This is a genomic window from Flagellimonas aequoris (genome assembly GCF_003584165.1).
Classification (GTDB): domain Bacteria; phylum Bacteroidota; class Bacteroidia; order Flavobacteriales; family Flavobacteriaceae; genus Flagellimonas; species Flagellimonas aequoris.
This window is the reverse complement of sequence record NZ_QXFJ01000023.1, coordinates 68,996-85,249: the sequence shown is the minus strand read 5'-3', so window position 1 is coordinate 85,249 and position 16,254 is coordinate 68,996. Positions and strand designations below refer to the sequence as shown.

Annotated in this window: 9 protein-coding genes and 1 tRNA gene; 4 read left to right on the top strand and 6 right to left on the bottom strand. The window is 44.3% G+C overall.

Features of this window, described 5'->3' with window-relative positions:
• Positions 1–120: 120 nt before the first annotated feature.
• The 3 genes from D2U88_RS09105 to D2U88_RS09095 all read right to left on the bottom strand — a co-directional run bounded on the left by D2U88_RS09105 (position 121) and on the right by D2U88_RS09095 (position 2,448).
• Complete coding sequence (locus D2U88_RS09105; protein ID WP_119640041.1) at positions 121–591, bottom strand: helix-turn-helix domain-containing protein; 471 nt, start codon at positions 589–591, stop codon at positions 121–123.
• A 72-nt stretch (positions 592–663) separates the two neighbouring features.
• Positions 664–2,178, bottom strand: coding sequence for a helix-turn-helix domain-containing protein (locus tag D2U88_RS09100; RefSeq protein ID WP_119640040.1), 1,515 nt, complete (start codon positions 2,176–2,178; stop codon positions 664–666).
• Between the two features lie 197 nt (positions 2,179–2,375).
• A tRNA-Met gene (locus D2U88_RS09095) sits at positions 2,376–2,448 on the bottom strand.
• A gap of 112 nt (positions 2,449–2,560) precedes the next feature.
• Between D2U88_RS09095 and D2U88_RS09090 the strand changes: the two genes are divergently transcribed.
• Entirely contained in the window at positions 2,561–3,922 is a 1,362-nt protein-coding gene (locus D2U88_RS09090) for an alanine/glycine:cation symporter family protein (protein ID WP_119640039.1), read from the top strand.
• A complete protein-coding gene (gene era / locus D2U88_RS09085) occupies positions 3,915–4,793 on the top strand; it encodes a GTPase Era (protein ID WP_119640038.1) in 879 nt (292 codons plus the stop codon). Before D2U88_RS09090 ends, era begins: the two co-directional genes overlap by 8 nt.
• A gap of 6 nt (positions 4,794–4,799) precedes the next feature.
• Here the strand turns inward: era and D2U88_RS09080 are convergent, their stop codons facing one another.
• Complete coding sequence (locus D2U88_RS09080) at positions 4,800–5,303, bottom strand: GTP-binding protein (protein WP_119640037.1); 504 nt, start codon at positions 5,301–5,303, stop codon at positions 4,800–4,802.
• A 76-nt stretch (positions 5,304–5,379) separates the two neighbouring features.
• On the opposite strand from D2U88_RS09080, the gene der reads away from it, so the two are divergent.
• Together der and D2U88_RS09070 are read left to right on the top strand one after the other, a co-directional pair.
• Entirely contained in the window at positions 5,380–6,681 is a 1,302-nt protein-coding gene (gene der, locus D2U88_RS09075; protein ID WP_119640036.1) for a ribosome biogenesis GTPase Der, read from the top strand.
• Positions 6,682–6,734: 53 nt separating this feature from the next.
• A complete protein-coding gene (locus D2U88_RS09070) occupies positions 6,735–8,309 on the top strand; it encodes a M61 family metallopeptidase (protein ID WP_119640035.1) in 1,575 nt (524 codons plus the stop codon).
• Here D2U88_RS09070 and pbpC read toward each other — a convergent pair.
• Both pbpC and D2U88_RS09060 read right to left on the bottom strand, forming a co-directional pair.
• Positions 8,306–10,678 (bottom strand): penicillin-binding protein 1C, encoded by a 2,373-nt coding sequence (gene pbpC / locus D2U88_RS09065; protein WP_119640034.1) that lies wholly within the window; start codon positions 10,676–10,678, stop codon positions 8,306–8,308. The genes D2U88_RS09070 and pbpC overlap by 4 nt on opposite strands.
• Positions 10,679–10,688: 10 nt before the next feature.
• Complete coding sequence (locus tag D2U88_RS09060) at positions 10,689–16,238, bottom strand: alpha-2-macroglobulin family protein (RefSeq protein WP_119640033.1); 5,550 nt, start codon at positions 16,236–16,238, stop codon at positions 10,689–10,691.
• Positions 16,239–16,254: the final 16 nt, after the last annotated feature.

The following is a 16,254-nucleotide window of genomic DNA, read 5'->3' as shown; positions in this document are numbered from 1 at the left end:
CTTTTTTTAACATTTACAGATTCATTGTCAACTGATTAGTCCCAAAGCAAAAAGACCTCTTGAATTTCAAGAGGTCTTCCTTACCGAATTGAAGAGAGAAATTGGAATGTTTACTGTTGCCTATGCCATTTGAACATCATACTCGTAAGCGGCGATGCTTCTATAATCATTTGGGCTAAGCCCGGTGATTTTCTTAAAGGAGGAGTAAAAACTGTTCTTGCTATTGAAACCTACTTCGTACATGATGGCTTTTACACTTAACTGTGGATTGTTCTCAAGAAGATATTTTGCTTCTTTGATTCTGTAATCGTTCAGAAAGGAATAAAAATTTTTGGAAAAATAGGTGTTGATGACTTGGGAAACCTTATACCTATTGTGTTGGATGTGGTTGGCCAAATCATCAAGACCAAGTTCGTTGTTACGGTATAGCCGATCCTCATCGAAGGCCTTTTTGATCTTTTGCCTGATGGTGTGGGCCTGGGCCTGGGTAAGACCCGATTTCTTGTACTTTTTTTTGGGCCTTTCCGGGACTACCTTGGGAGTTTCATCACCCAAGTACCTGGAAACGATTTGTATTAGTAGTCTTTTCATTGCTCGATGATTTTGATTGATGACTACTAGTTAGGAAGAATCCTTGTTAATTTAGGTGTTCCCGATAAGAGTTTACCTCGCTTTCATGTGTACAAGATATTGGCTTGGCGTTAGGTTGGTGTCTTTTTTAAAGGCTTTGTTAAAGGACACCTTGTTGTTGTAGCCGACCTCGTAGGCAATGTCGATGATATTGCGTTCCCTTTCTTTCTTGAGCAATTCTTTGGCATCGTTGATGCGATGGTGGTTCACAAATTCATGAAAACTCATGTTAAAGTGCTCGTTGATCAACTGAGAGGCATTATGGCGGGTGGTCCCCAATTTCTGTGCCACCATGTCTAGGCTGATATCGTTCCTTCGATACAACTTGTCTTTATTAAAGATCTCATGGAGGTCTTCCTTCAGTTCTTGGGAAAGACTTTCTGTTAACCCGGATTTAACATATTTTGGGAACAATGGGTTTGTATAAGCATACTGTCCACTGAACACATTGGGCTGCACATTGGCGGCATACCCGATATAAAGTACCATGGTGCTCATTAAAACGATAGGGGCATGGAAAAGAAATCCACTGTTTTTACCGGCAATAATGTAGAGCCCATAGACCAGATAGATCACTACATAGCTGACATGTATGCCATACATGTTTTTTTGCCAGATTCTTGTTTTTTTCTCGAGTCCCTTTTTGTTCTTGGTAATGATCAGATGAACAAAATAGGCGTAGATGGCCAAAGAGATAGCTTTTATAACGACCATTAATGTCAATTTTGTTGAGTCCCCTGGGTTTAGTCCTTGCTGTAACCTGTCCAACATCTGGTCTATTTTTTCAGGTCCGGTAAAGGCATAAACATATAAAATCATATAAATTACAAGACCTAGGGTTGGCAAAAAATGCCATAGGTCCGAGAGTTTGAGCTCGCTGGATTTTGAGACCCTTCTAAAGTATAGGAACAGTAAGGGGCCATAAAGAAAAGATGACCAGGTGGACATTAAATAGGTATGGGGAAATTCAAAAACATAATTGGTATTGTTCAAACAAATGTTCAAAATGAACAGGGAATGGATAAAAACAAACAAGGAAATCAGTACTCTGGCCTGTAGGTCAATGCTTTTGTTTAACAAGAGCACGAACATGACATAAAACCCAATGATGGAAACAAAGAAGTACAATACGGACCACGCTGAAATTTTTGGTAAAACGGCACCTGACAGTTTAGTGAATTCTTCGGTTTCCCGAATTTCATCAAAGCCTTCGTGTGATAGAAAATTGGGATGAAACTCTATTCTAAAATAGTCATAAATATAGGCTACGGATTCTTCTGGTTTGTGAATGGCCGCCTCACTAAGAGATAATTTTTTTAGGGTATGTACTTTTTGCCGAACATCCGACTCATCCAAATTCTTTTCATAGATCGGAATTGCTTTTTCATACCGATGAATGTTGAAATAGTAATCTGCCCATTCAATGGAGTCTTGGAAAGTGAGGTTGTAAAATTCCTTGCCATTTATTGCGTTGGGGGTATTCCCATGCAAACAAATCACATAGAGCAATAGCAGAATTAAGACAATATTTTTGAAGAATTGTCTCATTTTTGATTGATGATGAATTAACCTTGTTAACAATTTATGAAAAACAAATGTTAAATTCGTTAACGGACTATTAAAATAGGTAAGCCCCGATAATAGTTTACTCGCCAAATCTCAAAAAAATGGGATAAAGCGTATATGAATTTTTACAAAACAAAAAAGCCGAGAAAAATGTCTCGGCCTTCTTTTTTTAAGCTTTGTAGCGGGGACTGGACTCGAACCAGTGACCTTCGGGTTATGAGCCCGACGAGCTACCTACTGCTCTACCCCGCGATGTGGACGGCAAATATACAAAGGTTTCCTGATCATTTCCAAACTAAAAGCAATATTCCTGTTTCATTGGGGCTAAACAACCTAAAATCCATAAATTCGGGATTTTGACTTTATGGAAGCTATCAACGATTTTCTCACTACCATTTTACCTTATACGGAATGGCCCATGTTCATCCTTCTGATCGGTGGAGGCCTCTTCTTGGTTTTCTATTCCAAGTTTGTTCCCTATCGCTACTTTGGGCATGCCCTCGCGGTAGTGTCAGGAAAGTACGATGATAAGAATGCCAAAGGGGATGTAAGTTCGTTTCAGGCACTATCGGCTGCGGTAGCGGCTACGGTTGGTTTGGGCAATATATCTGGAGTGGCCATTGCCATCCACGATGGAGGACCGGGCGTTGTATTTTGGATTTGGATGACGGCACTTTTGGGAATGGGCATCAAATTTTACTCCGGTAGCTTGGCCATTATGTTCCGCGGCACGGATTCAGAGGGTAAACTACAAGGGGGGCCCATGTTCTACATTACCAAAGGAATGGGAAATTGGGCAAGACCCATGGCCGTATTTTTTAGTATTTGCGGAATGTTCGGGTTTTTGGGAGTGTTTACCGCCAATCAGTTTACCGAAGCGTTTATGGGTGTGGTCAAACCGCACGAAACCTTGTTGGTCACCAGCGAGTACAATTGGAAGTTGGCCATTGGGTTCTTTTTGGCTATCGTTACTTCCGGGGTCATTTTTGGTGGATTGAACAAAATCGCAAAAGTGGCATCCGCCATTGTACCTTTTATGGTGGGGGTTTACCTGTTGGCCGTAATTTTTGTAATGGCCAGCAATGCAGGGGATATTTTTCCTGCACTAAAAATGATCTTTGTGGAAGCTTGGAATTTTGATACCATGGTAACCGGCGGTTTTTGGGGATTGGTGATCATCGGGGTGCGCAGGGCCATGTTCTCCAACGAAGCCGGTTTGGGAAGTGCCCCCATGTACCACGGGCAATCCCGTAATGATGAGCCGACCAAGGAAGGCCTTGTGGCCATGTTGGGCCCTTTTATCGATACTATTATGGTATGTACCTTCACCGCAGTGGTCATTATTTTGAGCGGAGCGTATTTGGAAGATGGTAGTGGTATCACCATGACCATGTCCGCTTTTGAAAAAACATTGTACGGCATCGGGGATACCTTGTTGATGGTCATCGTGGCCGCTTTTGCACTTTCAACCCTGTTTACCTATTCCTATTACGGGGTGAAGAGCCTCTCGTTTTTGACCAACCCTAAAATTGGCAAATGGTATAATGTGTTTTTCGTGGTCATGATCGTATTTGCAGCGGTGGCCTCCTTACAACTCGTAAAAAATCTTATCGACCTATCTTATGCCTTAATGGTGATACCGAATATGATCGCGGTGTTGTATCTTTCGCCCAAGGTAAACGCAGCCTCCAAACAATATTTTCAAAAAATGAAGAAAGGTGCATAGATCGGGCTTTGTAAATATCATCGGAAATCCGAATGTGGGAAAATCCACGTTGATGAATGCCTTTGTGGGTGAAAAACTTTCTATCATTACTTCCAAGGCGCAGACCACCCGGCACCGTATTTTAGGTATCGTGAACGGGGAAGATTTTCAAATGATTTTATCCGACACCCCCGGAATCATTAAACCAGCCTACGAATTGCAGACCTCCATGATGGATTTCGTGAAATCCGCTTTTGAGGATGCCGATGTGCTGTTATACATGGTAGAGATTGGAGAAAAAGCTTTAAAGGACGAAGAGTTCTTCAAAAAGATCAAAAACAGCAAGATTCCTGTGTTATTGCTCCTCAATAAAATTGATACTTCCGATCAACAGGTTTTGGAAGAACAGATACAATATTGGCAAGAACAGTTGCCTAATGTGGAAATCCATCCCATTTCCGCTTTGGAGAATTTTAATGTAAAGGAAGTGTTCGAACGCATTTTGGAATTGTTGCCCGAAGGGCCACCCTATTATCCTAAAGATCAGTTAACGGACAAGCCCGAACGTTTTTTTGTGAACGAGACCATCCGTGAAAAGATTTTGCTCTACTATAAAAAAGAGATTCCTTATTCCGTGGAAGTGGAAACCGAGGAGTTTTTGGAAGATGAGGATATTATCAGAATCCGTTCTGTAATTATGGTAGAGAGAGATACGCAGAAGGGAATCATTATCGGTCATAAGGGGAGTGCCCTAAAAAAGGTTGGGGTAGAGGCCCGCAAGGATCTTGAAAAATTCTTTGCCAAGCAAGTGCATATCGAACTGTATGTGAAAGTCAACAAAAACTGGAGGAGCAATGCACAACAGTTAAGGCGATTCGGTTATAACGGGTAGTTGGGATTAAATTTTTTGAAACCCGGCAACGGTTTCCCTGAACAGCGTTTTAAGTTGTTCCATTTGTCCTTCCCCCTTCGATTTTCCCAATCGGCCAAAAGCATATAGGGCAAACCAGAGCAATACCAAAAAGAACATTCCCACCATCAAAAAAGTAATGTCCTTGCCCAATGAATGGTTGGAGTAGGCAAAAATGCCCAATATCACAAAAAGGGTGCCCACCCCAAAATGAAGGAACATGAAAAAGGTCCAAAGGGTAGGGTTAGGACCAAAAACCCCTCGGATATTGCTCACGCCCTGTTCATACGATGAAAGCTCAAGATGGAGTTGGGGCGTCCAAAAATTGGTATCCGCCTTCCGGAACTTAATAAAAACATGCTCATCGAGCCTATCGATCAAAAAACCATCCTTTTTTAGTGTGTCGTAGCTATGTTTCAATGCTTCCATATCGGTCCTCAACGAAACATGGAAACGAGGTCTTAAAACAATCTCATTGGTCAGGTCGCTCATAACAGTTTGAAAATGATAAAAAAAGGTATCATTTTTTCTTCATAATAAATGGTACTTTTGCCAAAATTTAATGCAGATGGGAGCTATTGTAGCTATCGTAGGGAGGCCCAATGTGGGCAAATCCACTTTTTTCAACCGATTGATCCGTCGCCGTGAAGCGATCGTGGATGCCGTGAGCGGCGTTACCCGTGATCGCCATTATGGAAAAAGCGACTGGAACGGCAAGGAATTTTCCTTGATCGATACCGGTGGATATATTGTGGGCAGTGATGATGTCTTTGAAAAGGAAATCGACAAGCAAGTGGAACTGGCCATCGGGGAAGCCGATGCCATCATTTTTATGGTGGATGTGGAATCGGGCGTGACCGGGATGGATGAAGATGTGGCCAAATTGCTTCGCAAGGTAAATAAGCCTGTCTTTTTGGCCGTAAACAAGGTGGATAATGCCCAACGTATGGCCGACGCAGTGGAATTCTACGCTCTGGGATTGGGGGAATATTTTCCGCTTTCCAGCATCAACGGCAGTGGTACCGGGGAATTGCTGGATGCCCTAGTGAAGGTGTTACCCGATATCAAGGATGAAGAAAGTGAACTGCCCCGTTTTGCTGTGGTGGGTCGTCCCAATGCAGGGAAATCCTCCTTTATCAATGCATTGATCGGGGAAGATAGATACATCGTGACCGATATTGCGGGTACTACTAGGGACAGTATTGATACCAAATACAATCAGTTCGGATTTGAATTCAATTTGGTGGATACTGCAGGTATCCGAAAGAAATCCAAGGTGAAGGAAGATTTGGAGTTTTACTCCGTGATGCGTTCCGTTCGGGCCATTGAACATTGCGATGTCTGTATTTTGTTGTTGGATGCCACACGTGGTTTTGACGGACAGGTGGAGAATATTTTTTGGCTGGCCCAACGTAACAATAAAGGTATCGTGATTTTGGTGAACAAATGGGATTTGGTGGAAAAGGACACCAATTCCGTAAAAGAATATACGGCCAAGATCAAAGAAGCCATTTCCCCTTTTGAAGATGTGCCCATTCTTTTTATTTCAGTGTTGAATAAGCAGCGCATCTATAAGGCCATCGAGACCGCAGTGGAAGTGTTCAAAAACCGTTCAAAGAAGGTGCCTACCCGAAAATTGAACGATATCATGTTGCCCATCATTGAGCATACCCCGCCCCCGGCGTACAAGGGCAAGTACGTAAAGATCAAGTTCTGTACCCAGTTGCCAACACCGTATCCTCAGTTTGCATTTTTCTGCAATCTGCCACAATACGTGCGGGATCCCTACAAGCGGTTCTTGGAAAATAAGTTGCGGGAAAATTTCGACTTTACAGGGGTGCCGGTTACCATCTTTATGCGGAAAAAATAGAATTGTAATCAAGAAGACCAAATAGTATTGCACAAAACCAAATAACCATTCCTTTGAAAACACTCAGTCTTAACAAATCCCTGATTCTATTTGTTTTTTTGTTGTCTTTCCCACTTGTGGCGCAAAAAAACTCTCTTCCAAAGTTTGAATTTACAGTTTCGGTTTCAGACCCCAACACGCATGCGTACCATGTGGCCATGGAACTGCTGGATTGGCCAACGGACACTGTCGCCTTGCATCTCCCAAATTGGATGCCAGGCTATTACCAGATGATGGATTATTATAAAGGGGTGAAAAATTTCAAAGTGCTTTCAGGACAGTCTTTGGATGACTCACAGCCTGCAACATGGATGTTGACCGGTGTCAAAGGACAAAAGGTTCAGTTGGAATATGATGTCTTTACGGACCGAACCTTTGTGGCAAACAGCTATGTGGATGAAGATAGGGCCTACATCATACCAGTCAACTCTTTTTTATATGCAGAAGGCAATTGGAATGTGCCAATAACGGTTACCATTGAAAAGTCCAATGGTTGGACCGATGTGGCCACGGGACTTGAACTTGTGGAAGAAGATTCCCAAAAGGCAGTGTTCAGGGCGGATAATTTTGATAGCTTTTTGGATTCCCCCCTTTTAATGGGCGATTTGAAAAAACTTCCAGATTTCAAGATTAACGGAATCAATCATAGGTTTTGGGGACACAAAATGGGGGATTTTGATGAAAAAAAACTAATGGAAGATTTAAAGTCCGTAATACAGGTAGCTTCGGACATTATTGGCCACATACCCTATAAAGAATATACGTTTATTGGTATAGGTCCCGGCAGGGGCGGCATCGAGCACTTGAACAGTTCCACCGTTAGTTTTGATGGGGGACAAATGGGTTCACAGGAAGGGTACCAACGCATGCTGAACTTTTTGTCCCATGAGTATTTCCATCATTACAATGTAAAACGTATCAGACCTTTTGAACTTGGTCCATTCGACTACCAGAACGGAAGCAAGACCACTCAATTGTGGATCAGTGAAGGACTTACCTCTTACTATGCCGGTTTAATGGTGCGAAGAGCCGGGATTTTCTCTGAAGATGACTTTCTTCAGGATATCGCTGCCGGTATTACCCAGTTTGAGAATAATCCAGGAAAAGATTACCAATCGTTGATCGAATCCAGTTTTGAGACTTGGCACGAAGGTCCTTTTGGGAAAAGCGGTAAGGATCCCAACAAGAGTATTTCTTACTATATCAAAGGGCCCATTGTAGGTCTTTTGATGGATTTTGGGATACGTCAAGCCACAAACAACCAAAAATCCTTGGATGATGTAATGCGTCATATGTACCATGAATACTATCTAAAAAAAGGAAGAGGATTTACAGATGCAGAGTTCAGGGATGCATGCGTGTCGATTACTGGAACGCCTATGACAGAGTTGTTTCAATATGTGTACACAGCAAAACGGTTGGATTATGACACATATTTAGGTTATGCAGGACTTAGTTTAAGGAAAGAACAGATCAAAGAGGATGATGGAACATTGAAGGAAGTTTATTCCCTTGTTCCCATCCAAAACCCGAATGCATCCCAAAAGGCTATTTTAGATTCCTGGTTGGGAAAATCAAAAAAGGATTAATCCTCAGAGGCCAAAAGCACCTCGAGTTTTTGTTGGATTCGGTTACCCGAATTGTCAACAGCGGTTAGCACGTATTCCCCGGGCTCAATGTCCAAAATAAGCTCGTGGAAGTTTTCCGTTTTGCCCATATAGGTATCATCCAAATACCAATACACAGTGGCATTGTTTTGTTGATGGGCGAGTTTTAATAGGATGTCCTTCGTTTTAGTGCCTAAATCTTTTGGCAGTAATACCGCTTCATTTGCTTTCGGATAGATGAATTCCATCAATTGGTTCTCCATTTCAGAACAGTTGGCCATGTAAGGGGGCAATTCCTTGTAATTGGGATTGGAAAGCGCATAATAGTACTCGATTGTGGGCGGGAGCACAAACCAGTTTTTGGCCACCATGTTCTCCAAAGGATAACATTCCGAGTTTACCCGATAGGTTTCCGAAGCATCCAAAAACAATTGTTGGTGGAAAGGGCAGGGGCCACTTCGGGTGCCATGGGTGGGCACGTATTCTTTTTTTACATCGTCACAAAAGACAGAAGTCCGATAACCACTTTGCGAACAGACTTCCACTTCCACCAAATCATCAAAAGGTTCTTGGAACCATCCGCTATGGGGAAGGGCATCCAAAACATCGAACAAAAGAGGGGCGGCTGCTGTGATTCCGGTCAGGCCGGGCCTTCCTTCACCATCGGCATTGCCGGCCCACACCCCAATGGCATATTTGGGCGTTACCCCAACGGCCCAGGCATCCTTAAATCCAAAACTGGTGCCCGTTTTCCAGGCAATGGGTTGGGACGAATCAAAAAAATGCCAGTTTTCATCCCCTTCGGGGCGGTTCACTTCATACATGGATTGAAAGGTGGAGTAAATGGCCCCGGCCCCAAAAATGGGAGGGTCAAATTGTGGGGTTCCCAAATCGATTTCTGTTTCAGACAGGTATGAAGGTTTTACAAATTCGTTGGTGCGATAGGTGCTGGAATGGGTCACGAAATAGTTCAAAGTGGAAGCCATGGCCGCGTAGGATTCGGTTACTTCCCAAAGAGAACTTTCGGCACCTCCCAATATCAAGGAAAGGCCATAATAGGAGGATGGTTTGTCCAATGACTCCAACTTCATTTTTTTGAGTTTGTTATAGAATTTTTGAAGGCCATATTCCCGTAGCAATCGTACGGCTGGAACATTCAGGGAGCGGGAAAGGGCCCTGCTGGCCGATACGGCACCCACATGTTTTTTGTCAAAATTTTGGGGATGGTACCCATTGATCACGGTCGGTACGTCTTCAACCAAACTATGCGGCAACAACTGTCCTTCATCCAATAGGGAAGCAAACAAAAATGGTTTTAAGGTACTTCCTGTACTTCGATTCTTGGTGATGATGTCCACATAATTGGCATGTTCTTTTCCCGAAGGGGAATTGCCCACATACCCCAACACTTTTCGGGTTTCCACATCGAGCACCAATATGGCCAAATTGTGGATTTCGTTGCCTTTTAATTGGTGGTAGTGCCTTTCGGCCAAAAGGTTTAAGCGTTGTTGCAAGGCCCTATCAATGGAAGTTGTTATACGTTCCCCGGAATGTTCGTTTCGGATGCGTTCCGTAAGGTGGGGGGCCACATCTGGTAAGGGAACGGGCTTCTGGGGAAGGGGTTCTGCTATGGCCAGTTCATAGGTCGTTTCATCAATAATGCCTTTGTTCTTTAATTTTTCCAACAACCGATTTCTTTTTTCAAGAAATATCTGCTCATTTCTTCCCGGGAATATGAGGGCGGGCGCGTTGGGCAATACAGCAAGGGCTGCGGCTTGACCCCAACTCATTTCGTCTGCTGGAATACCAAAATAGCGCCAAGCCGCGGTTTCCAGCCCTACTACATTACCACCGTAGGGAGTATGGGAGGCATAAAGTCGTAAAATCTCTTTTTTGGAGTACCTCAATTCCAATCGGGTGGCCATAAAGATTTCCACGGCTTTTTCCGCATAGGTCCTTGACTTGTTCTTTCTGCTCAGCCGGATGACCTGTTGGGTGATGGTACTGCCGCCTCTTCGGGATTTTTTGGTCAGGTTATGACCGATGGCCTTTATAATGGAGATAGGATTGAAACCGGGATGTTGGTAAAAATATTCATCCTCAAAAAGGAGGATGCATTCCTCAAAACGTTTGGGAACCGAATCCATTTCGGGAAAGCGCCATTGACCATCATCGGCAATCCGCGCCCCGATCAAAGAACCATCAGCACTGTTTACCACGGTTGAGGTAGGGTCTTCGAACAGATTTTTAGGCAAACAGAATAACCACAAGACCAAGAAGGCCATGAAAATGGCCAACTTGATCTTATGTCTATATGCAAACCTTTTTAACCGTTCCCAAAAATTGTTCATTCCAAACACATCACTGTACCACTTTAATCCAATTTCCTTTGTTTCGTGCTTGGTAGTTGTTGTCGTACATGGCCTCTACTTGGGCTCCCGGCAAATAATAATCGCCAAGGAAAGAAGCATTGAGTTTAACGGTAAAAGTGGCCGATTTTCTAGCCCCAAGGTTAAAATACAAATGGGTGCGATCGTCACGGGTATCCACATAATCCGCTTTTGTTGCATTCGGATTGTCCCCGCTCGCAAAGGAAGTGTCCACAATCTCCCAACCGCTGGGCACAATATGCGTCAATGCTAGATTGTCGATGTAGTCGTTAGAGCTGTTAAATACGGTAATCTCCGCTTGGAATTCCGTTCCTTGCCGCAATTCGGAAACATCAAGTGTATTCCCCAAGGCATCTTTGTAAACTACGTTGAGGTTCAGATTCTGTTGTTGTGCCAACTCTTGTCCCACTGGCAATTTTCCAGTCTGGGTCATGGTGGCATAAACGGTATTTCCCTGTTTGTTCGTTACCTGTATTTCATTTTTGAATGAAGTAATGGTGAGCCCTCGTTGCGCAATGGCCCTATCGGTTTTTACCACAACTTCCTTACCGTTGTTGGTATAGGTAAGGTCGATGGATTTCCCTCCGTTTTTCATCACCATTTTGGAAAGGGACAATAAGGCAAATGCTGTTTCCTGCGTACTGTACCAACTTTGGGAAGAAAGGTCCTTGGCAAGGGAAATGGACAAATCCCTTTGTTTGGAATCCCCTAAGATCACCATGGTTTCCATTGCCATGGCCCTATTCCTGAAAACGGAACCATAGGTTCGGTAATCATAATTTCTGGGTGTAAAGTTGATGTTTGCCTTTTGTGCAATCTCTTGGGCCACTTCTTTTTTTCCGGCCAACGCGTATGCCGCTGCCAAGCGCCATTTGGCCTCGTTGCTCAAGTTTTTGGCTTCGCGAAGACGGTTCATGGCTGCCAATTCAGGCTGTTGCGCCAAAGCCAAGGTGTACAGGCGATACGCTTGTGAAATATCATCGTTATAACCAGAACTTTGATTGCTCCATTGACGCGCTGCCGTCTTTTGATATTTCAACCAATTGGTCAAGAACGTCAACGGTAACTGATAGCCCTGTTGTTTGGCTTCCAGCATAAAATGACCTGCGTATGAGGTGCCCCAATCATCGGCATGGCCATAACCAGGCCAATAGCTGAGTCCGCCGTTCGGGGTTTGGAAATCGCCCAATTTTTTGATGGCCGCCTTTACGTTTTTCTCGATATCCTTTTTCTTTTCAAAGGTAATGTCCAGCACATCCGCCAAAAACAATTGTGGGAAAGCCGCCGAGGTGGTCTGTTCCACACAACCATGAGGATATCTCAACAGGTAATCCAATCGCTTGCTGAAATCCATAGGAGGCAAAGTGGAGAATTCGATAAAGGCCTCATTGGTCCCCGAAGTGCCAAACGTTTCAAAAGGAATGGTCATACTACCATTGGCATCAATGGTATATACATCGCTTTTAGTGGTGATAGGGTTCGGGTTTTCAACATCGATTTCGGTTTTGCTGCTCGCACTTTCCCCTGCGCCACTGGCTGTCACGGAAATGGTCTGGAAGGAAGAGGCAGGTTTCACCTTAAAGTCGAAATTCACGATCTGTTCCCCAACAGAATTGAAGGTAATGTTCTTGGTTGTTTCCCCCACTGGTTCCAAGGCCTTGCCTGCATCTATGGAAACCTTCACATTTTTTACTTTGGGTTCCATGGCAAAAACGGTAACCGGAATGGTCACGGTTTCTCCAGGGGACAATTTTCTGGGGATGGACGTCAACACCATCAAAGGTTTACGCACCGGAGTGGTTTTTTCGGCATTGCCATAAGCACTGTTCAAGTTACCGGCAACGACCATAGTACGTACAGAACCTACATAATTGGGCATTTCAATGGTGTGGGATGCTTTTTCGCCAGCCTTCAGAGTAAAGGGACCCAAATAGGTGACCACAGGCTTGAAACGTTGGGCCTTGCGGTTTTTGGCCCCAGCCCCGATGCCACCTCCACCAATGGCGTAGATGTTGTCCACACTCACAGAGTAGGCACCCATCACATCATCAAATATATCGAAAGTCTTTACCCCCAATGCTTGTCTTGTATAAAAGGAGGCATGGATGTCTGGTGTACGGAATCGCGTCAGGTCCAAAAGTCCGTCATCCACTACAGCCAAAGAATAGGTCATGGGTTTTTTGTTGGCCTCGGAAACCGTAACCTTAAACGATGATTCGGGTTCCAGTACTTCGGGCATCGAAATTTGGGGTTCCAGCAATGTAGCCGGGTTCTCCACCAATAAGGGCACGACCCCGTATAATCGGATGGGGAGGTCGTTGGTTGCCTGTCCGTGTGGCTGCAACAAAGAAATGTTGATGTAAGCATTCGGAGCCATTTCCGCCGTAATGGGAATGGTGGCCTTTGTTTCCTTAGCAGTGGTCTCGATCCATTGTTGGGACACGACTTCGGTGCCGTTTTCGATGCTGATCAAGGCCCTTCCACCTTTATCCGAAGGGAAAGTAATGGTAGCCTGTTCTCCCAATTTGTAGTTCTCCTTATCTGCCGAGAATACCAAAATCTTGGAACTTTCAGAATCTCCCGATGGCCTTTTCCACCAATTGCGATAAAAGTAAGCTGTACGTCCTGTGGCATGTCCTGCTTCATCAATCACTCGAATAAGGAAACGTCCACCGTCATCATCGGGTACATTTAGGTTGAAGTTGGCCTTGCCGTCGGCTCCAGTTGTAACCGTCATTTCCTTGAACGGACTGTGAACAGAGGCATTTTCATATCGGGATAGGTTGTCGTACCCACGGTTCCACCACCAACGCCATTCAATTTTGTAGACTTGTACTTTCAGTTTTCGGTTACCGGATGGCTTGCCTTGGTCGTCCACGGTAATAACGCCAAAGGTGTTGTTCTCATCGGTCATAAAAGAACCATATTGTTTGGCCTCTGGGGAACGCAATCCCACAAAATAAGGATAGGGCGCTACGTTTTTGGTGAACACATCTATGGAAAAATCCCCGCCACCTTCAAACACCTTGGTGGTGAACGTTGCTTGAAGCATACCGGGGGCATTGCCATTCACATTAATTTTTTCGTTGATGTCCAACTCACCGTTCGCATCCAACTTGGAAGAAATCCATTGTAGTTCGGTATCATAAAAATCGCGCGCAGGATCTAGAAAAACATAATCCTTCAGTTTTGGGAAGGCGTTGGAGGCTTTGCTCAAGTTAGCATTGATATCAATTTTGAGGTTTCGGGCCGGAGCGCCGTGCAACCATTGAACAATGGCTTTGCCACGGTTGTTCGTGTTGGCCTTCAACACTTCGTCATCAAAAGAAAAATCGACTTTTAGACGGTTGGGTTTTACCGTGGCCACTTTCAGAGATTTGTTGAACTGGGCACCGCCCACAATAACTTTGGCCGACCAATTTCCCGTTGGGGCATCGGCTTGTGTTGGAATGGGGAAATAATAGAAATTTTCCTCTTTTTTGGCAAACAATCCTTCCGAAACAGGAAGGGTCCCCTCGGTCAACACATTGCGCTGCACCAACTTTCCGCGGGCATCACTCACCTCTAAAGTAACAGGGTGACCCTTGGGCAATGGGTTTCCTTTATCGTCCAGAACAAAGGTCAGATGGATCACATCCCCAGGACGGTGAACCCCTCTTTCGGTATACAGAAACCCTTGAAGGCCCCGCTGCAATTCTTCGCCAGAAACGTCAAATGTACTTAAGGACAGTGCATTGCCATCAGCCAGTTTGGCATAGGCAAAATTGCTGTTCTTTTCAGCTACGGCGAATGCCACGCTCTTTTCCCCATCATATACCGCAAATCCAGAGGCATCCGTAGTCACCTCTCCCAACAATTGCTGCTGATAGTTGTAGAGCTTGATGTTGGTATTGGCCTCGGGCTTGGTGGTCAACAAATTGGTGGCCGCAAAATGGTAGGAACGGTTGTTCCCTTTTTTTACGATCAAGCCAAGGTCGCTGCCCAAAAGATTGGTGGAAGCAACCCTGTCATAATTATAATAGGCCTGATGACAAGGATTGTCACGATTCTCCCAGTCATACTCATAGTCCCTCCAATAATAAATTTCATTGTCCCAATACCGTTCTTCCAAAGATTCTTCATCTGTACTGGAAGTATAGGTTTCCGTTTGATCTTCTGCGGTTTCAGAGCCATCACAGGCATAGGTGGTATGCTCTTTTTTAAAGCTGAACTCAACGCGGTACAGGGAGCCGGGGTGGACTTTGATCAAGCTTGACAGATCAAGGGCATGGGCCTTCCAATAGCTGCTATTTTCCTCCCCATTTTCTGCCAAAGGAATTACTTTGTAGGCCACTCTTCTTCCCACGGGTCTTAGATCGGGACTGTAACTCTCCGTAAGATTATTGTTCTGCAGGTATTGCAACATGTTGTTCTCATACACCTGGATCACACGCACTTCCACAGCAGAAAGGTTTACGGTCTCAAAATAGATGGGCGTGGAAGCCGCATTGGGCAAAATGGTCCCTTTGGAAATCAATCGTACCGCTGGTTTCAATTGTTCAAAGGAAACCAGTTCAGAAAAGGTGTTCTTGAGGGTAAAGCCATATTCACTTTTGATTCCTTCGAAAGCATTTACCCGTACCTCTCCCAGAATACGGTTGGAGGGGTAGACCCTCAACACATTACCATTGATCTCGTACCGAAGGCTCTCCGCATTTTCTACGGTCACCAATCCATTCAGGTTTTGATTTTGTTTTAGGGGTTCCGAGAAATTCAGCGTCAGTACGGCATTGGGAGACGAGGATGTTTTGGCATCCACGACCACAAATTTGTTCAATCCGGGGATGGTGTAATTTTCCGAACCTTCATTATCGATACCGAGCACCTTTCCGCTCCATTCAATGGTAAGTTCGCTATCGTCCGTTTTTCTGGAGATGCTATCGACCTTAAAGCTGAAATATTGGGCATTCTCCGAGGCGTTGTCCCATTTTACGGGAACTTTTTTATCCCCTTGCTTTACGGAGAGAATGCCCTCCATTTTTGAAGCATCCAAAATATCCGAAGCATCCAACGTACCCGTCAAGTATTGCCATTCCTTGCTATAGGACTGTAGGCTTCCCAGGTTGATCTTGAAGTTGGGCGCGATGGTCTTGAAACTGAAGGTGTATTTTTTAAAATCACCGTCAATGTTCTCAAACAATTTGTTGAGGGACAGGGTGACCACATATTCCGTGTTCGGTTTTAAATATTCCGAAGGCTGAAAGGTCAGTTCCCGACCATTTTCGATGATCAACTTGCCATCCACCTTTGGTGATATCTGTAAATATTCCTTGGGAAGCTCTTGATTGAGCTCAAATTGCTCCAACTGTTGGGCAAGGGCAATGGTGATAGGGGTCGAAATACTTTGGTTGCCATGGGTATGGTAACTGATATAATCCTTGAACTTGAAAAGATTGTCCGTTTCGGGGACCTCTCCCTTTTTTTTACAGGATACGACTAAAATCAGGAAGGAAAACAGGGTAATTTTTAAAAACCGGGACATGGCAAAAAGTGTAATT